Source organism: Bradyrhizobium sp. dw_78, assembly GCF_018449525.1.
Taxonomy (GTDB): Bacteria; Pseudomonadota; Alphaproteobacteria; order Rhizobiales; family Xanthobacteraceae; genus Bradyrhizobium.
The window spans coordinates 385276-401554 of sequence record NZ_JAAVUS010000004.1 but is presented as its reverse complement, the minus strand read 5'-3'; the positions used below and the strand labels follow the sequence as shown (position 1 = coordinate 401554).

The following is a 16279-nucleotide window of genomic DNA, read 5'->3' as shown; positions in this document are numbered from 1 at the left end:
ATTTATACTCAAAAGATACTTAACAGGCCGGAAGAAATACTTAACGGAGCTCAGGTGCCGATGCGGCTCCCTTATCTCGCGGCTTGCGTATGAGGGCGCGGTCTTGGGCGGATCTGGCACGATCCCGCGGCGAATCCGTCCCGATTAGCCGTGACGGAAAGCTGCTTTTGCGCTACCCAGCGGCGATGAGCCGTCGCTTCAGAAAACCACTGGAAAAATCCGCGTCCTCCGCCGAGCGCAGGGACGGGCGCACCAAGCCGAAATTTCCGCAAGGCGATCGCGGGCAAGGCGAGCGCAAGCCGGGCTTTCGCGGCGAGGCGAGACCGCCCCGCTTTGCGGCCAAGCCCCCCGAGAAGCGAGCCGATGCGGCGCCGGAACCCGCGAAGGCTGTCGCCGAGCCGCCGCCGTTGCCGACCAAGGTTCAAACCGTGGTCGTGACTGCGGACGAGAACAACATGCGGGTCGATCGCTTTCTCGAGGCGCGCTTTCCCGGCCTGTCATTCTCGCATATCCAGCGCATCGTCCGTAAGGGCGAGCTGCGCGTCAACGGCAAGCGCGCCGACAGCAAGGACCGGCTCGAGGAAGGGCAGAACGTCCGAATTCCGCCGCTGAAGCTGGATGCGCCGAAGATCGTCGGCCAGCTTTCGGAAGCGGCGACCAAGACCCTCGACGCGCTCAAGGCGATGACGTTGTACGAGGATGTCGACGTCATGGTGCTGAACAAGCCGGCAGGGCTTGCGGTGCAGGGCGGCTCCGGCACCACGCGCCATGTCGATCAGATGCTGGAAGTGATGCGCGACGCCAAGGGGCAGAAGCCGCGGCTGGTGCATCGGCTCGACAAGGAAACCGCGGGCTGCCTCTTGATCGCCAAGACGCGTTTTGCAGCGACTGCGCTGACCGGATCGTTCCGCCACCGCTCGGCGCGCAAGATCTATTGGGCGCTGGTCGCCGGCGTGCCGAAGCCGAAACAGGGCCGGATCTCGACCTATCTCGCCAAGGAGGAGAGCGAGGACGACACCATCATGCGGATCGCCGCCCATGGCGACGAGGGCGCGAGCCATGCCGTGACCTATTATGCCGTGGTCGAGACATCGGCGCAAAAACTCGCCTGGGTGTCGCTGAAGCCGGTGACCGGCCGGACCCATCAATTGCGCGCGCATATGGCGCATATCGACCACGCCATCGTCGGCGACCCCAAATATTTCAACAAGGAAAACTGGGACCTGCCGGGCGGAATCCAGAACCGGCTGCATCTGCTGGCGCGGCGGATCATGATCCCGCATCCGCGTGGCGGGGTGATCGACGCCACCGCGCCGCTGCCGCCGCATATGCTGCAATCCTGGAACCTGCTGGGTCTCGAGGCCGACCGGTTCGATCCGATCGAGAACGCGCCGGAAGAGTGATCGCCTTGCGGTCGCTTGAGGCAATCACGACATAGAGGCGATGAAACGCCTGTCACTTTCGATTGCCGTCGCCGTCTGGATGTTGGTCTCCGGCGCCGCCTTCGGCCAGCAGATGATCCCGCCGGGCTGGTCTCGATTCAGTCCGCCGCCACCGGCGCCGCCGCCATCGCCCAGGATCGAAGTCCCGGCCATCCCGCACTTCGACGCGCCGCCGCGGCAGCCGCAAATCCGGTCCTCGCGGCGCGGCTCGTTCAGCGACCGGATCAGCCGCTGTCTCGATGACGCCGCCGCAGCCGGGCTTGGCCCAAACGCACGCACGGCCTATTCGCGCGCCTGCGCCAACCGGTGATCGGGAGCGATCGCCTTATTTAGAGCCTTATCGGTTCTGATTGAATCAGAACCGGGCTCTCTCTTTTGGTTTGATACGTTTTCTTTACGCGAACCGGAAACCACTTCGCTCGAAAACGCCATGGTGTGCTCATTTATTATATTCGGCGAGAAACAGCCGCAGTGAATCGTTCGGGCTTTCGACATCGGCGATAACCCAGCCATCGGGGCCGTTGACCACGATGAAATTCAAGGTGACTGCGCGGCCCTTGTTGTCGAAGGCGACCCCGACATAGGTCTTGTCGAACTGCTTGCGCAGGATGGCGATCGAAATGCCGCCGAGCTTCCAGGTCGGACTCTGGACCAGGAAGTCATAGGGCGGGTTCCTCGACGCCGTCCACGCGCCGCGCAGGCTCGGATCGAAGAATTGCCCAGCGGTGGCGGCGTCGTGCGGCAGGCCGTTCGAGAGTTCGGGCGATCCGTTGCCGTAATGGGCATAGACGTTGCGGACCAGCGATTCCGGCGAACGAAACCCGGCCCCGGCCGTCGAGAGGCCAAGGCCGGTCACAAGGCCGGCCAACAGACCGACCAGGTTAGCGAAGATTTTCGCCATCGGCGGCTCGCTTTATGGACGTCAAAGTTTATCATATCCCGTAGCCAATCGATTACCCGCAGACCGATGAAAACCTCATGCGCGAACTGTTCGACGAAGTAACCGGTCATTCGCCGCTCGATCCGGAGGAGGCGGTCCGCCGCACCACGCGCACGCCGCAGCGCCGGCGGTTTTATGTGCAAGCCGCCATCGCCGAAACGCCGGACGGTTTTGCCATCACGCTCGACGGCAAGCCGGTTCGCACGCCGTCGGGGCGTCCGCTGGCGGTGCCGGGGCGGCAGATGGCCGAGGGCATCGTCGCGGAATGGAACGCGCAAGCGGAGACCATCGATCCCCTGACGATGCCGTTGACGCGGCTCGCCAACAGCGTGATCGAGGGCGTGATCGGCCGGGTCGACGCGGTCAGTGAGGACGTGGCGAAATATCTCGGCTCGGATCTGTTGTTTTACCGCGCCGGCCATCCCGAGGCGCTGGTGGCCCGCGAATCCGCGCTGTGGGATCCGGTGTTGTTCTGGGCCGCGGACCGCCTCGGTGCGCATTTCATGATGGCCGAAGGCGTCATGCATGTCGCCCAGCCGGAAACCGCGATCAAGGCGGCGCGGGCCGCGTTCCCGAGCGATCCCTGGTCGGTGGCCGCGTTGCATGTGGTCACCACCATCACCGGCTCGGCGCTGCTGGCGCTGGCGCTCCGGCACGGCGTGCTCGATCCCGATCAGGTCTGGGCCGCTGCCCATGTCGACGAGGACTGGAACAGCGAAAAATGGGGTGTGGACGAGGAGGTCGCGGCGCGCCGCGCGGCCAGGCTGGTCGATTTCAGGGCTGCGGCCGGCATTCTCACGGCGCCGGAATCCTGAACGGGCGGATTTTCGCACCGGTTAACGAGAGGTTCAGGACAGGCGGGGTAGCCTTGGCCGGGAATGATCCGGTGAAGCCAAGCTGAGCCAGGCCTGCATCCATGTCGATTGCCATCAACCCGAGTTTGCCGCTTGTCGCCGTGCAGGGCGCGACGGCGGATGTCGTGTTGCAGCCGGGGACGGTGATCAAGGCCCAGGTGCTGCAAGTCCTCGGTGGCGATCAGGTGCAGATTTCGATTGGTGGCCAGCCGGTCGAGGTGACCTCGCAGGTGCCGCTGCAACCCGGCCAGACCTTGCAGCTTGCGGTGTCGCAGGCGCCCGACGGCAGCATCCAGCTCGCGGTGGTCAACCAGCAGGCCGGCGCGGCGGCAGGGCAGGCCATCGCCGATCTCGCCACCGCGCCGCTCGCCTCCGACATCGTGACGCTGGGGCCGGGCGCGCTCGCCAGTATCGCCGCGCCGCTGACATCGGCGGTTGCCGCGCCGCAAAATCAGCTTTCGCCGCTGGAGACGCTGGCGGTGTCGGCCGCGGCGCAGACCGCGGCGACCCAGCAGACGGGGCTGGCGCCGTTGTTTGCCAATCTCGGCGTCGCCGCCAATGTCAGCGGCCTGCCGCCGCAGGTCCAGCAGGCGGTGGCGCAGGTGCTGGCGCAGCGCACCAGCCTCACACCGGACCTGACCGGTGACGACATCCGGCAGGCGTTCCAGGGCTCCGGCCTGTTCCTGGAGGCCTCACTGGCGTCCGGCTCGGTTTCGCCATCCGCGACGCCGGACCTCAAGGCGGCGCTGATCGTGTTGCGCCAGGTTCTGACGACCTCACTGACGACTTCGCTCACGCCCTCGCTCGGTGGCACGACGCAGGTAGCGAGCCTGCCGACGGCTATGGCGACAACGGTGCCGCAAGCCGCGACGCCCGAAACCCTCGTGACGGGGCAGGGTGCGCAGCCTTCCATACCGATACCCATACCCGTTTCCATTCGCGTTTCATCGTTGCCGGTCACGATCACGTCCGAACCCGCAATGCCCGTGACGACGACCTCACCCGCGCTGGCGCCATCGCTCGCGCCTGAAATCGCCGTGACCGAAGTTTTATCTCAGGGGAGCACGCCGTCGATTCCACCGACGGTTCTCGAATTCAGCGCGTCGAACGCGGCGATGATGGCCGCGGCGGCGCCGGCGGACGAACTCGCGCGCGCGGCCGCCAGCGGCGCCGCCCTCACTTTGTTGCAGGAAGCCGTTCAGGCCGGTCCGCTGGCGGCGGCAAATCCGTTGGGGCTTGCGTCAAGCGACAGCGCCATGCTGTCGCTGCTGCCGGTGGTGGCCGGGATTCGCCTTGCCGGTGCCGATGACGCCGAGTTCACGCGCAGCAATGTGCCGCCGCCACCGCTCAGCGGCGCGTTGCCCGCGGCGCAGCCGGTGATGCCTGCGGCGTTGGTGTCGAACGCATCGCCTGAGACGGTCATGCACCATCTGCTTGCGGACACCGACGGCGCCATCGCGCGGCAGACGCTGTTGCAGGTGGCTTCGCTGCCGGATCAGGTCGACACCCCGGCAAGCCGGATCGATCCGACGATACCGCGATGGAATTTCGAAATCCCGTTCGCGACGCCGCAGGGAACGGCGATGGCGCAGTTCGAGATCTCGCGCGATGGCGGCGGCAACGAGAGCGAGGCGGCCCAGCGGGTCTGGCGCGCGCGGTTCTCGCTCGATGTCGAGCCGGCAGGTCCGGTCCATGCGCTGATCTCGCTGAGCGGCGACCGCACTTCGGTGCGGATGTGGGCGGAGCGGCCCGCGACCGCCGACCAGTTGCGGGCCGGCGTCTCGCAACTCAGCCAGGCCTTGAGCCGGGCTGATTTGCAGCCCGGAGATATCATGATCCGCGACGGCGCGCCGGTGCAGCCAGCGGCGGCGCGGGCCGGGCATTTCCTGGACCGGGCGCTATGAGCGGACAGACCAAAAACCAGCTTGCGGTCGCGCTGCATTATGATCATTCGGGCGCGCCGCGGGTCGTCGCCAAGGGCCGGGGCAGTCTCGGCGAGAAGATCATCGAAGTCGCCAAGGCCAATGGTGTCCCGATCGAGGAGAATGAGGTGCTGGCCGGCGCGCTGTCGCATATCGAACTCGGCGACGAGATTCCGGCCGAACTTTACACCGCGGTGGCGGAAGTGCTGATCTTCGTGCTGCGGCTGTCGGGCCGTGTGCGCTGAGGCTCGTTTACAATCGCGATTGCCAAAGCGATGGTAACAACCATTAAACACGACCGTCATTCCGGGGCGCATCGAAGATGCGAACTACGATGTGCAATTGCACATCGGAGAATCTCGAGATTCCCCGATGCGCAATGCGCATCTGAGGTCTGGTGCTTACGCACCATCCCGGAATGACGAATAATGTTGAATTCGTGGGTCAGCGTAACCCACCCTTGCTTGTGGACTCTTCAACGGATCGGAAGTTCGCCGTGATCAATCGACGTCATGCGCTTGGTCTTGTCGCCGCAGCGGCCATTCGGCCGTCGCGTGTTCTGGCCGATGTGGCGCCCCAGCGCAGCGAGATTCGGCAGGATCTCAGCAAGCGGTTTATCGACGAGGGCACGGCCGGGACCTTCGTCGGCTACAAGGTCGAGGATTACCTGGTCATCGCCAGCGACAGGGATCGCTCCGGGGAGGGCAGGCTGCCGGCGTCGACCTTCAAGGTGCCGAACTCGCTGATCGCGCTGGAGACCGGCGTGGTGCAGGACCCGGACAAGGACGTCTTCAAATGGGACGGCGTGACGCGCCTGATCGAAGCCTGGAATCGCGACCATACCATGCGCTCGGCGATCGCGGCTTCCGCCGTGCCGGTCTATCAGGAAATCGCGCGCCGCATCGGGCAAGAGCGGATGCAGAAATATGTCGACCTGCTCGACTACGGCAATCGCAATATCGGCGGTGGCATCGACCAGTTCTGGCTCACCGGGGATTTGCGGATCGATCCCGTGCAGCAGATCGACTTTCTCGACCGGCTGCGCCGCCGCGTGCTGCCGATCTCGAAACGAAGCCAGGATCTGGTGTGCGACATCCTGCCGGTCACGAAGATCGGCGACTCCATGATCCGCGCCAAGAGCGGCTTGATCGGCGCGGAGACCGGCCAGCCCTCGCTGGGCTGGATGGTCGGCTGGGTCGAAAAGGGCGATACGCCGTCCGTGTTCGCGCTGAACATGGATTGCAAGGAGCCGCGCCATATCGCCGACCGCATGCCGCTGACGCAAGCCTGCCTGCACGATATCGGCGCGATCTGATCCAGCGGGAACGACAGTGAAAACCGCCAAAAGCGGCCACGGAACTTAAGTTGTTCGGCGCCATTGTCGTAAATGCCAAAGGAGGGTCCGATGTCGAACAACAAGAATCCGAACGAGCGGCAACGCGGTGAAAAATCGCCCGGAAAATACCACTTCAACCCCGGCAACATGTCCGGCAAAGAGACCGAAATCGGCAAGGATGAGGCCGAACAGAAAAACAACGTCGACAAGATAGACAGCCGCGGCAAGCCGCCTCATGAGCGATCATAGAGATTAGTGCAGTTGTTTCGGAGCCGCCCTGTCCGGGGCGGCTCCATGCCGACACCGTCCGCTGTGCTGAACCCCCGGCGCGCGCAGATGCCGCGCGCGTGCGAGGCGTCAAGCCGGTTCAAAACGACGTGGCCTTGCCGATCCGGCCGAGATGGGTGAAGCCGAAGCCGGCCGAATATTTCAGGCCATAACCGAGCGCGCGGTCGAAGCCGATATGGGCGAGCCAGATCATCGCGATCGACAGCGTCAGCGGCGAGGCGGTGGCGAAGCCGGTCGTCATCAGGGCCATCGGCGCCATATAGCTGTGGGCCGCGTTATAGATCATGGCGCCGAACTTCGGGCCTGAGAGATAGGCCAGAAAGCTCAGATCGGGCGCGAAGAACAGGATGACATAGACCCACCACGAGCCGCCCCACACCGCATATAGCAGTGTCATCCCGATAAACAGCGTCAGTCCTTCCAGCCGCAGCATGATGCGCAATCCGCCGGTGACGGCGCCGGTCGCCTCGGTCGCGGTTGTCGTCTCGGTCATGGTTTGCCTCCCTCGGATTCCACGGTCATTGTAGCCTGTCTTGCCCGCCTGAATACGATGTCTGTGCCCACAAAGCCGGTTTCCGGTTCGGAAAAGGCCGTGTTAGAAGGCGGTCACAATCGACGGGAAATGCTGACATGAAAGAGATCCTGGATACCCTTGAGGAACGGCGCGCCGGCGCCAAGCTCGGCGGCGGCGAAAAGCGCATCGCTGCGCAGCACGCCCGCGGCAAGCTGACCGCGCGGGAGCGCATCGAACTGCTGCTCGACAAGGGCTCGTTCGAGGAATTCGACATGTTCGTCGAACACCGCTCGACCGAATTCGGGATGGAGAAATCCAGAGTACCGGGCGATGGCGTCGTCACCGGCTGGGGCACCGTCAACGGCCGCAAGACCTTCGTGTTCGCGAAAGACTTCACGGTGTTCGGCGGCTCGTTGTCCGAAACCCATGCGCAGAAGATCGTGAAAATCCAGGACATGGCGATGAAGGCGAGGGCGCCGATCATCGGGCTTTACGACGCGGGCGGCGCGCGGATTCAGGAAGGCGTCGCGGCGCTGGCCGGCTATTCCTATGTATTCCGCCGCAACGTCATCGCCTCCGGCGTGATCCCGCAGATCTCCGTCATCATGGGGCCCTGCGCCGGCGGCGATGTCTATTCGCCGGCGATGACCGACTTCATCTTCATGGTGAAGAACACCAGCTACATGTTCGTCACCGGGCCCGATGTTGTGAAGACCGTCACCAACGAGGTCGTCACGGCGGAGGAACTCGGCGGCGCTTCGGTGCATGCCACGCGCTCCTCGATCGCCGACGGCGCCTTCGAGAACGATGTCGAGACGCTGTTGCAGATGCGCCGGCTGATCGACTTTCTGCCATCCAACAACACCGATGGCGTGCCGGAATGGCCGAGCTTCGACGATATCGGCCGCGTCGAGATGTCGCTGGACACGCTGATCCCCGACAATCCCAACAAGCCCTACGACATGAAGGAGTTGGTCCAGAAAGTCGTGGACGAGGGCGACTTCTTCGAAATCTCCGAGACCTTCGCCAAGAACATCATCACCGGTTTCGGCCGCATCGCCGGCCGCACGGTGGGCTTCGTCGCCAACCAGCCGATGGTGCTGGCCGGCGTGCTCGACTCCGACGCCTCGCGCAAGGCGGCGCGCTTTGTCCGTTTTTGTGACGCCTTCAATATCCCGATCGTCACCTTCGTCGACGTGCCCGGATTTCTGCCGGGCACCGCGCAGGAATATGGCGGGTTGATCAAGCACGGCGCGAAACTGCTGTTCGCCTATTCGCAATGCACGGTGCCGCTGGTCACGATCATCACGCGCAAGGCCTATGGCGGCGCGTTCGACGTGATGGCGTCCAAGGAGATCGGCGCCGACATGAACTACGCCTGGCCGACCGCGCAGATCGCGGTGATGGGCGCCAAGGGGGCGGTCGAGATCATCTTCCGCGGCGACATCGGCGATGCCGACAAGATCGCCGCCCGCACCAAGGAATATGAGGACCGCTTCCTGTCACCCTTCATCGCCGCCGAGCGCGGCTATATCGACGACGTCATCATGCCGCACTCGACCCGCCGCCGCATCGCCCGCGCGCTGGCGATGCTGAAAGACAAGAAGGTGGAGATGCCGGCGAAGAAGCACGACAATCTGCCGCTGTGAGGATGTTTACTCGCGTAATAGTTGTGGCTATCCTTCGATTTAAGTTTTCGAAGGCACAGTCAAAATGGTCAAAGCCCCGCCGATTGATGAACGAAGATTCTTGGAGCTGACTAGAAACTTCAGCAAAGTCAGCAACGACATGAACGCCCTGGGATTTTCCCAGACCTCAGCTGATTTAACTGAGTTCGGTCACCACGTAGGTCTTTGTTGGCTCAAGCTTGCTATCAGACATTTGGCTGATGCCTCGGCCAGCCAGAAGAAGAAAGGCTCCCGGCGTGCTGTGTTTTCTAGGTCCTATTATGCGGTTTATAACGCGTCCAAAGCCGTTCGCTACGTTGTGAATGGAACAGTAAGCTTGCGCGGCGACGATCACCAAAAGGCCGTAGAACTCCCAGACGATTTTCCCAATGTCGACAATTGGTCAGTCGATATAAGTCGATTGCGAGAACATCGGTTGATGGCGGACTATGATGGATGGGAGGCGACCGCTAGTGAGTTTTCACTTACTTCTAAGCAATCACTAAGCCTAGCAAGGTCATTTATCGCGGAAGCTAGAAAATATTTGGAGAACAAATACGGGATCCGTATATGAGTGATCTGTTTTCACAAGACAAAGACGTGGCCGAACTTGAAGCCATTAGAGCGTTTGAGCATCAAATTGGGGCTGGGGGCATTGAAGCGTTTCGGATAGCTGCCGGCAACGAAGAGTTTCTAAAGTTTTGCGTCGGTCGGGATGCGCCTATCTACAGATATGCCATCAGGGAAACTCAGAAAGCTCTTCCTGCTTCCAACCCATTTCGAGGCTCGCTAAGTCTCGAACTTAGACGTCAAGATCGTTTTCCGGAATCTCTAGAGGCCACGGTTCTTCTTAGTTTGCTTGCTCGGTCGACTCGTGCCGTAGCGGAAAACGACCCTGGAACTGGATTTTCTATCCCTTACGTACCATTTCAAAATCACGAAGACTATCAGCTAGCGCAGGCCGCAACTCATGTGGTCGTTGGTCGGCGGGGGGTAGGAAAATCGACTCTAATTCGAAGGGCGACCGAAATACTGCGGGCGTCTCAGAAAGTAGTTGTCGTTATTGATTCCCAACCTTATGCGACAGTGTCAAAAGACGAGGTTTCGCGGGAGCTTTTAGAGGACGTTGTAGAAGGGATTTTGGAGTCTTCAGCGAAAATGGCGCAAACCATGCAGAAGCAAATCGATTTACGAGATTTGCAGCAGATACGTGACGATCTCGCATCGGGGGAGCGAAAGCCAGAACAGTTAGTTCCAAGTATAAAACGTTGTCTGAAGTCAATTACTTCAGGTCTTCAGACCGATGTTTTTGTTTTTTTGGATGATTTTCACGTTGTACAATGGGACGATCAGCCTCGCTTGCTTCATCTGATACATGGTGTCCTAAAGGGCGCGCGTGGGTGGTTGAAGGTGGCTGGGATACGATCGCTATTGAACTACTATTCACCGGCGACTCGTGAGGGTCTTCAGATACCAGGGGATGCCCAGCTTATTTCACTGGATCTCACGCTTGTTAATCCGGTGGCGGCGCAATCGCACCTGCAAGCCATTTTAGAAGGCTTTTTGCAGGCCGTGGGTTACTCCTTGTCGACGTCCGTGATTCCGGATCGTGCATTCCAAAGGTTAGCGTGGGCAAATGCTGGCGTTCCACGGGATTTCCTACAAATGTTTGCTAAGTCGGTCGAACATGCTCGAAGGAACAAACACGCTGCCGTAACCGTCTCCGACGTGAACATTGCGATTGGCGAATCAGGTCAAGGAAAAATGGACGAACTCACTCAGGATGCTAGGAACGCCGAGGGTGACCTGCGGCGGATGCTCACGGCACTTGAGGATTTTTGTTTAGACGAGAAAGGAATTAACGCATTCCTGCTTTCCAGCGAAGAATCTAAGGAACGTAAGCTAACTCACATTCTGAACGATCTTCGGTTGGTTCATCTGATTAGCCAGTCAATCACGCCAGACCGCGCAGGCAAACGATTTGAAGCGTATATTTTGGATTATTCGTTGTTTACGGGGTTCCGAAGGCGGCAAGGGATCAAAGAAATGATTCCGAAGGAAGGGCAATTCAAAGCGTCGGAATTGAGAAGCTTGCCGAAGGTCACCGGTGGATTCTTGGCTGGGCAAGTGGAAGCGCAACAGGTGTAGGGGACTAGCGTACGCATAACCCGCCATTTTCGTTCCACGCGATCGGCAGTTACAGCTTCTGCCTTCTCTCCTTGAATTACCGTGGAAAAATCGCCCGCTCTCCCAGCTTGTATCCATGACCGACGACGAACCGACCGACGAGATTGCAGAAATCGAGCGGCGGATCGAGGCGCTTGCCGAGGCCGCCGAACAATGCCGGAAGTTCATTCTGGCGTCCAAGATAGCCATCGCCAGCGGCGTTGCATTGCTGTTGATTGCAATCCTCGGCCTGTTCGGGGCGAGCCTGTCCGCCTTGCTCGGGTCGATTGCGTTGATACTCGGCGGAATCGTGTCGCTCGGATCGAATGTCAGCACGTTGCGGCAGACCCACGACGCCATCGCCGCCGCCGAGGCGCTTCGGTTGCGCCTGATCGGCAGGATCGACCTTCGCGTGGTTCACGATGCACCGGTGAAGCTGATGTGACAGGCCGCGACGTTCAGGTTGCGAGCCGCGCCGGCGGATTCCACTGACGGTCTTGCGGCGCGCCAACGTGCCGGATGATAATCCCGCCGGGTCCATCAGAAGGTCCATGCGGAGGAAACCATGCCCAGAGCCTATTTCGTGGTGCGCGCCACTGTCACCGATCCCGCCAAGCGCGGGGCTTTCGATAAATGGTATGCGGCCGAGCATTTGCCGGATGCAGCGAAATCCTTCGGCATAAAGAAGGCGTGGCGGTGCTGGAGCCTCACCGATCCCACCCTGCATGAGGCGACGTATGAGTTCGCCGACGAAGCCGCGCTGGAGCGCGCGGTAGACGGCGCGGAGCTGAAGCGGCTGATCGCCGATTTCAACCGCGACTGGCCTGGCGTGACCCGCACGCGCGAGACTTTCGTGCTGGCGGAGGAATTCGGCGCGGCGTGACAGGCTGCATCGTCATTCCGGATTCGGCCCAGCGGGCCGCTCCGGAATGACGGCTATATGACGTCCGTCGAAACCATAAAAGATATTTGAGCCCCTGCTTGCGGTTCAGCGGGCGTTCATATTTTTGCAGCCAAACTCTGTTCGTTCAACCACGTTTGCGCCGTTTGGCGTTACCGGTTTGCAACCATTGTTTGCGTAAATCATTCTGCCGCGTTGCGGCGAAACCAGAGGAAGGGAAATTTCGATGAAAATGCTTGCTGCATCCGCTTTCGCCGTCGGCCTCGGCCTGATGACGGTGTCCGCCCAGGCGATGCCGATCGCCCCGGTCGAGAAGTCGGGCTCCAACGAGATCATCCGCGTGGCGCAGGGCTGCGGCCCCGGCATGCATCGTGGCCCGGCCGGCATGTGCCGTCCGCTCTATACCTGCCCTCCCGGCTGGCACACCGGCCCCTACGGCAAGCGTTGCTTCAGGAACTGATGTCATTGGCAGGGCAGGGACCGCCTACCGGTCCCTGCTTTGCCTTCCCGATGATTTTCCGAGAGAGCCGAGTCCCAAAACCGCCAGGCATGGGCTCGTGAATTTCATCTCATAAATTTCCTGCGGGCAATTCGAGGCGAATTATTCGCTCTTGCCGAACAGCGCCGCGAACCGCTTCTCGCCGTTGCGGGTGAAATTGACGACGCGGCTGCCCGGCGCGGCATCGCGCGCAGCCCATTTCAGTTCCGTGAACCGGTTCAGGATCGCGGCTCCGAGCGTGCCGGCGAGATGATGGCGACGCTCGCTCCAGTCGAGGCAGGCCTTGCATAGCGGCCGGCGCGGATGGGCAAGGGCCTCCGCCGAAATCTGCAAGGCTGTGTTCAGGAAGCGCTGGCCTTCCGCCGTCAGTTCGATGTCCTGCTTCTTCTGCCGTAACAGTTTCTGCTTTTTCATGCTGTCGAGCATCTGTACGCCGAGATCGCCGGCGAGATGATCGTAACAAACCCGCGCGCGCCGCAGCGCCGGGTCTTTCGGCCCGGTGCGCACCCGCAAATGGCCGGCCCGCGCCGCCAGCCCCTCGAGGCCCTCCAGCACGGCGGCGACATCGGGATCGGAGAGGCGGTAATAGCGGTGGCGGCCCTGCTTCTCCTGTTCGATCAGGCCGCCGGCCTCGAGCTTTGAGAGATGCGAACTCGCGGTCTGCGGCGTGACGCCGGCCTGATGCGCCAGTTCGCTTGCGGTCAGCGCGCGGCCGCTCATCAGCGCCGTCAGCATGTTGGCGCGCGCGGGATCGCCGACCAGCGCGGCGACCATCGCGATATCGGGGCCTGCTTTCATAGTTCGACGCTAGACGAAGTATTGATGCCCGGCAAGGCGCTAGCATTCGAAGTGGTCCTAACAATGCCGGAGGTTCCCATGACCGTGACCGTTTTCATCCGCTACCAGATCGACCCGTTCAAGCGCGCGTTGTTCGAGCAATATGCCAGGCGCTGGCTTGCCGTCATTCCGAAGGCCGGCGGCGACCTTCTGGGGTATTGGATGCCGCATGAAGGCACCAACAACATCGCTTTCGCGCTGATCTCGTTCGAAAATCTCGCGGCCTATGAGGGCTATCGCGCGCGGCTTCGCGCCGACAGCGAGGGGGCCGCCAACTTCGATTTCGCCGAAGAGCACAAATTCATCCTGGCGGAAGAACGGACTTTTCTGCGCAAGGTGGCATGATAGGTCATCAGGGCATGGATATATCGATGCCTCAGGGAGCCCCAGAATGATCGCCGTCATCTTCGAAGTCTGGCCGAAGCCGGAACACAAGCAGGACTATCTCGACCTCGCGGCTGGACTGAGGCCGATCCTCGAGACCATCGACGGCTTCATCTCGATCGAAAGATTCGAGAGCCTGACGGAGAAGGGCAAGCTGCTGTCGCTGTCGTTCTTCCGCGACGAAGCCGCCATCGCGGCGTGGCGCAACATATCGGAGCATCGCCGGAGCCAGGCCAAGGGCCGTGCGAACATCTTCGCAAATTACCGGATCCGTATTGCCGGCGTGGTCCGCGACTACGGCATGAACGAGCGCGACGAGGCGCCCAAGGACAGCCTTGCGCTTCACGACGCGCGTTAGGTTGGCGCGACGCCATGCGTGCCGTAACGTTTCGCGGTCAACGGCTAAAAAAGCGCGGCGGGCAGAGGCCCGCCGCGTAAGTTCACGTCACGATCTTAACGGTTGTCGTTGTTCTGGCCGGCCGCCGGATTGGCCGACCGGTCGAGTTCGGAGCCGGTCGGGCCGGGTGGCGGCGTCGGACGGTCGGTTGCGGCGCCCGTGGTCATGCCGGGCTGGCTATTCGGCTGACCATTCGCGTCAGGGTTTGCGTTGCGCATGCCGGGAGCAGGCGCCGCCGGTTGCGTCTGCGCGGTCTGGGCCGCCGGCGTGGTGCTGGCCTGATCGACGTTCGAATTGTTCAAGCCATAGAACACCGCGGCCAGGATTACCGCGACGCCGACCGCAAACAGTGCGATTCGGCCGCCGCTGGACCGGCCCTCGGCAAGCTCGGGATCGGGTTGCAAGTCATTGTCCATTTGCGCCGGGCTGCGAATGTCGTCGCTGTCCAACGCCGGGCGATAAGGATCGTTCGGAATGCGTTCATTGGCCATGAAGGTTGCTCCGTTGGCCCCCAAGGGTTCCTCAGCATTCAGCCCACAAGACAATGGCTGGCGCTTGCCGCGGTTCCCGCAATCCGTTCGTTTCCGGGCCTGTTCAGGATGGAACCTGCTCCAAGCTGGCGGCGCAAGCTTCTTCAGTTTCTGCGCGCCTTCGCGACCTCGCCGGACGTCACCGCGGGCGCGGCATTGCCCCAGGCATTGCGGATATAGGTCGCGATGTCGGCGACCTCCTGATCCGACAATTTGCCGCCATAGGCCGGCATTGATCCGGTATTCGGCGCGCGCGGCGTCGTCACGGTCTCGGCGCCATCGAGGATGATGCGCAGCGTGCTCGAAGGATCGGCCGATTGCAGGTTGGCGTTGCCCGGCAGCGGCGGATAGATCCGCGGCGCGCCGCTGCCGTCGGCCTCGTGGCAGGCGATACAGGCGCCTTTATAGATTTTCTCGCCGTCGGCCATTTGCGCCGGCGGTGGCGGCGAGACGATGGGTTCAGCCATACGGGTTCGCAGATCCTTCAGGTACACGGCCATGGCGTGGACATCGGCGTCGCTCATTTTCGAGGTCGAATGGACGACGATTTCGGCCATCAATCCATCGGCGTGGCTGCGCCCGTTGCGGCCGCTTTGCAGATATTCGACGATGTCGTCGACGCTCCAGGACTTCAATCCGCTGCGTTCCGCGCCGTCGAGCCGTGGCGCGAACCAGCCCTGCACCGCGGCGCCGCTGTAAGCCCGGCCGCGCTTGTTGGCGCCGAACAGGTTTTTCGGCGTATGGCATGCGCTGCAATGCGCCGGGCCCCTGACCAGATAGGCGCCGCGATTCCATTCCGCGCTCTTCTGCGGCTTGGGAACGAAAGTGCGGGGCCGGAAGAACAGCCAGTCCCAGGCCCGCATCAGGACGCGGTGGTTCAAGGGCCAGCGCAACTCCGGCGGCGGCGGCGTGTTCCGGATCGGCGCCAGCGTCGCCAGATAGGCCCGGATCGCCACCACGTCGTCCCGCGTCATCCTGGTGAAGTTGGGATAGGGGAAGGCCGGATAATAGCGCGAGCCGTCGGGCGCCACGCCCTCATGGAGCGCGCGGTAGAAATCATTGTCGCTCCAGGCGCCGAGGCCGGTCTCGCGGTCGGGGGTCAGGTTGGGCGAATAAATCCCGCCGAACGGGGTGTCGATGCGTTTGCCGCCGGCAAACGGCCTGGCGGGGTCGGCGGTATGGCAGCCCGCGCAATCGGCCGTCTCGGTGAGGGCCTTGCCGCGGGCGATGGTCTCCGGCGACGGTTGCGCCTGTAGCGGGTTGCGGGAGAATGCACTGCACAAAAACAGAATCGCAACAAGAACAACAAGAATCGCCCGCATTGTGCAATGCCGTATCCGCACCGATCATCTTCCCCCAGCCTTTATAACGCGAAAACCGGGACAATGCTTACGCCACGGCATTTCGCGGCCGGGCTCTCCCACGACACAAACCGAAAAGACAGGCCGGTATTCCCGCCACGAAATTGCGATCTGCAAAAGCAGGGGTGCAGTCGTCGAGATTTGTGATGCGTTATTCGCGCAAACCGACATAGACTGTTTCTAAATGATTTGAATGACTAGCTAAAAAGAGCCGGATCGCTAAGCGGATTTGGCCGCAAAG

20 protein-coding genes are annotated in these 16279 nt (G+C 61.9%); 15 read left to right on the top strand and 5 right to left on the bottom strand.

Going from position 1 to position 16279, the window contains the following annotated elements; translation table 11 throughout:
- Positions 1-185: 185 nt before the first annotated feature.
- The gene (locus tag HB630_RS13810) at positions 186-1403 is read left to right on the top strand and encodes an RluA family pseudouridine synthase (RefSeq protein WP_213772929.1); all 1218 of its coding nucleotides are present in this window, start codon (positions 186-188) and stop codon (positions 1401-1403) included.
- 40 nt (positions 1404-1443) lie between these two features.
- Positions 1444-1752 (top strand): hypothetical protein, encoded by a 309-nt coding sequence (locus HB630_RS13805; RefSeq protein ID WP_213772793.1) that lies wholly within the window; start codon positions 1444-1446, stop codon positions 1750-1752.
- A 129-nt stretch (positions 1753-1881) separates the two neighbouring features.
- Here HB630_RS13805 and HB630_RS13800 read toward each other — a convergent pair whose 3' ends face one another.
- Entirely contained in the window at positions 1882-2343 is a 462-nt protein-coding gene (locus tag HB630_RS13800; protein WP_213772792.1) for a hypothetical protein, read from the bottom strand.
- A 77-nt stretch (positions 2344-2420) separates the two neighbouring features.
- On the opposite strand from HB630_RS13800, the gene HB630_RS13795 reads away from it, so the two are divergent.
- From HB630_RS13795 to HB630_RS13775, 5 genes are all read left to right on the top strand, one after another.
- Entirely contained in the window at positions 2421-3197 is a 777-nt protein-coding gene (locus HB630_RS13795) for an ATP12 family protein (RefSeq protein WP_213772791.1), read from the top strand.
- 101 nt (positions 3198-3298) lie between these two features.
- Complete coding sequence (locus tag HB630_RS13790) at positions 3299-5140, top strand: flagellar hook-length control protein FliK (RefSeq protein ID WP_213772790.1); 1842 nt, start codon at positions 3299-3301, stop codon at positions 5138-5140.
- Positions 5137-5403 carry an EscU/YscU/HrcU family type III secretion system export apparatus switch protein gene (locus HB630_RS13785; protein WP_213772789.1) on the top strand — a complete coding sequence of 89 codons (267 nt, stop codon included), beginning with the start codon at positions 5137-5139 and terminating at the stop codon, positions 5401-5403. Before HB630_RS13790 ends, HB630_RS13785 begins: the two co-directional genes overlap by 4 nt.
- A gap of 251 nt (positions 5404-5654) precedes the next feature.
- Complete coding sequence (locus HB630_RS13780; RefSeq protein ID WP_213772788.1) at positions 5655-6473, top strand: penicillin-binding transpeptidase domain-containing protein; 819 nt, start codon at positions 5655-5657, stop codon at positions 6471-6473.
- 90 nt (positions 6474-6563) lie between these two features.
- Positions 6564-6743 (top strand): hypothetical protein, encoded by a 180-nt coding sequence (locus HB630_RS13775; protein WP_213772787.1) that lies wholly within the window; start codon positions 6564-6566, stop codon positions 6741-6743.
- A gap of 118 nt (positions 6744-6861) precedes the next feature.
- Here the strand turns inward: HB630_RS13775 and HB630_RS13770 are convergent, their stop codons facing one another.
- Positions 6862-7275, bottom strand: a complete 414-nt coding sequence (locus tag HB630_RS13770; RefSeq protein ID WP_213772786.1) for a DUF4260 domain-containing protein — start codon at positions 7273-7275, stop codon at positions 6862-6864.
- Positions 7276-7412: 137 nt separating this feature from the next.
- On the opposite strand from HB630_RS13770, the gene HB630_RS13765 reads away from it, so the two are divergent.
- From HB630_RS13765 to HB630_RS13740, 6 genes are all read left to right on the top strand, one after another.
- Complete coding sequence (locus tag HB630_RS13765; protein ID WP_213772785.1) at positions 7413-8945, top strand: acyl-CoA carboxylase subunit beta; 1533 nt, start codon at positions 7413-7415, stop codon at positions 8943-8945.
- Positions 8946-9009: 64 nt separating this feature from the next.
- Positions 9010-9537 (top strand): HEPN domain-containing protein, encoded by a 528-nt coding sequence (locus tag HB630_RS13760; RefSeq protein WP_213772784.1) that lies wholly within the window; start codon positions 9010-9012, stop codon positions 9535-9537.
- Positions 9534-11111 carry an ATP-binding protein gene (locus HB630_RS13755; protein WP_213772783.1) on the top strand — a complete coding sequence of 526 codons (1578 nt, stop codon included), beginning with the start codon at positions 9534-9536 and terminating at the stop codon, positions 11109-11111. The genes HB630_RS13760 and HB630_RS13755 overlap by 4 nt, the downstream gene beginning before the upstream one ends.
- Positions 11112-11226: 115 nt before the next feature.
- A complete protein-coding gene (locus tag HB630_RS13750) occupies positions 11227-11574 on the top strand; it encodes a hypothetical protein (protein ID WP_213772782.1) in 348 nt (115 codons plus the stop codon).
- Positions 11575-11694: 120 nt separating this feature from the next.
- Positions 11695-12012: a hypothetical protein gene (locus tag HB630_RS13745; protein ID WP_213772781.1), complete on the top strand. Its 318-nt coding sequence runs from the start codon at positions 11695-11697 to the stop codon at positions 12010-12012.
- 244 nt (positions 12013-12256) lie between these two features.
- Positions 12257-12490: a hypothetical protein gene (locus HB630_RS13740; RefSeq protein WP_213772780.1), complete on the top strand. Its 234-nt coding sequence runs from the start codon at positions 12257-12259 to the stop codon at positions 12488-12490.
- Between the two features lie 141 nt (positions 12491-12631).
- On the opposite strand, the gene HB630_RS13735 is transcribed toward HB630_RS13740, so the two are convergent.
- Positions 12632-13327 (bottom strand): winged helix-turn-helix domain-containing protein, encoded by a 696-nt coding sequence (locus tag HB630_RS13735; protein ID WP_213772779.1) that lies wholly within the window; start codon positions 13325-13327, stop codon positions 12632-12634.
- Positions 13328-13405: 78 nt separating this feature from the next.
- Here HB630_RS13735 and HB630_RS13730 point away from each other — a divergent pair, with 78 nt between their 5' ends.
- Together HB630_RS13730 and HB630_RS13725 are read left to right on the top strand one after the other, a co-directional pair.
- Positions 13406-13711, top strand: a complete 306-nt coding sequence (locus HB630_RS13730) for an NIPSNAP family protein (protein WP_213772778.1) — start codon at positions 13406-13408, stop codon at positions 13709-13711.
- Positions 13712-13757: 46 nt separating this feature from the next.
- A complete protein-coding gene (locus HB630_RS13725; protein ID WP_213772777.1) occupies positions 13758-14108 on the top strand; it encodes an antibiotic biosynthesis monooxygenase in 351 nt (116 codons plus the stop codon).
- Between the two features lie 95 nt (positions 14109-14203).
- Here HB630_RS13725 and HB630_RS13720 read toward each other — a convergent pair whose 3' ends face one another.
- Together HB630_RS13720 and HB630_RS13715 are read right to left on the bottom strand one after the other, a co-directional pair.
- Positions 14204-14638 carry a hypothetical protein gene (locus HB630_RS13720; protein WP_213772776.1) on the bottom strand — a complete coding sequence of 145 codons (435 nt, stop codon included), beginning with the start codon at positions 14636-14638 and terminating at the stop codon, positions 14204-14206.
- A gap of 143 nt (positions 14639-14781) precedes the next feature.
- Positions 14782-15999, bottom strand: coding sequence for a c-type cytochrome (locus HB630_RS13715; RefSeq protein WP_213772775.1), 1218 nt, complete (start codon positions 15997-15999; stop codon positions 14782-14784).
- Between the last annotated feature and the right edge of the window lie 280 nt (positions 16000-16279).

What these genes read in the sequence shown, in the direction of transcription:
- HB630_RS13805 (WP_213772793.1), top strand. Translation starts at nt 1,444, where the DNA reads ATGAAACGCCTGTCACTTTCGATTGCCGTCGCCGTCTGGATGTTGGTC.
- HB630_RS13775 (WP_213772787.1), top strand. Translation starts at nt 6,564, where the DNA reads ATGTCGAACAACAAGAATCCGAACGAGCGGCAACGCGGTGAAAAATCG.
- HB630_RS13785 (WP_213772789.1), top strand. Translation starts at nt 5,137, where the DNA reads ATGAGCGGACAGACCAAAAACCAGCTTGCGGTCGCGCTGCATTATGAT.
- HB630_RS13740 (WP_213772780.1), top strand. Translation starts at nt 12,257, where the DNA reads ATGAAAATGCTTGCTGCATCCGCTTTCGCCGTCGGCCTCGGCCTGATG.
- HB630_RS13735 (WP_213772779.1), bottom strand. Translation starts at nt 13,327, where the DNA reads ATGAAAGCAGGCCCCGATATCGCGATGGTCGCCGCGCTGGTCGGCGAT.
- HB630_RS13715 (WP_213772775.1), bottom strand. Translation starts at nt 15,999, where the DNA reads ATGCGGGCGATTCTTGTTGTTCTTGTTGCGATTCTGTTTTTGTGCAGT.
- HB630_RS13745 (WP_213772781.1), top strand. Translation starts at nt 11,695, where the DNA reads ATGCCCAGAGCCTATTTCGTGGTGCGCGCCACTGTCACCGATCCCGCC.
- HB630_RS13730 (WP_213772778.1), top strand. Translation starts at nt 13,406, where the DNA reads ATGACCGTGACCGTTTTCATCCGCTACCAGATCGACCCGTTCAAGCGC.
- HB630_RS13770 (WP_213772786.1), bottom strand. Translation starts at nt 7,275, where the DNA reads ATGACCGAGACGACAACCGCGACCGAGGCGACCGGCGCCGTCACCGGC.
- HB630_RS13800 (WP_213772792.1), bottom strand. Translation starts at nt 2,343, where the DNA reads ATGGCGAAAATCTTCGCTAACCTGGTCGGTCTGTTGGCCGGCCTTGTG.
- HB630_RS13725 (WP_213772777.1), top strand. Translation starts at nt 13,758, where the DNA reads ATGATCGCCGTCATCTTCGAAGTCTGGCCGAAGCCGGAACACAAGCAG.
- HB630_RS13765 (WP_213772785.1), top strand. Translation starts at nt 7,413, where the DNA reads ATGAAAGAGATCCTGGATACCCTTGAGGAACGGCGCGCCGGCGCCAAG.
- HB630_RS13760 (WP_213772784.1), top strand. Translation starts at nt 9,010, where the DNA reads ATGGTCAAAGCCCCGCCGATTGATGAACGAAGATTCTTGGAGCTGACT.
- HB630_RS13750 (WP_213772782.1), top strand. Translation starts at nt 11,227, where the DNA reads ATGACCGACGACGAACCGACCGACGAGATTGCAGAAATCGAGCGGCGG.
- HB630_RS13795 (WP_213772791.1), top strand. Translation starts at nt 2,421, where the DNA reads ATGCGCGAACTGTTCGACGAAGTAACCGGTCATTCGCCGCTCGATCCG.
- HB630_RS13790 (WP_213772790.1), top strand. Translation starts at nt 3,299, where the DNA reads ATGTCGATTGCCATCAACCCGAGTTTGCCGCTTGTCGCCGTGCAGGGC.
- HB630_RS13810 (WP_213772929.1), top strand. Translation starts at nt 186, where the DNA reads ATGAGCCGTCGCTTCAGAAAACCACTGGAAAAATCCGCGTCCTCCGCC.
- HB630_RS13755 (WP_213772783.1), top strand. Translation starts at nt 9,534, where the DNA reads ATGAGTGATCTGTTTTCACAAGACAAAGACGTGGCCGAACTTGAAGCC.
- HB630_RS13720 (WP_213772776.1), bottom strand. Translation starts at nt 14,638, where the DNA reads ATGGCCAATGAACGCATTCCGAACGATCCTTATCGCCCGGCGTTGGAC.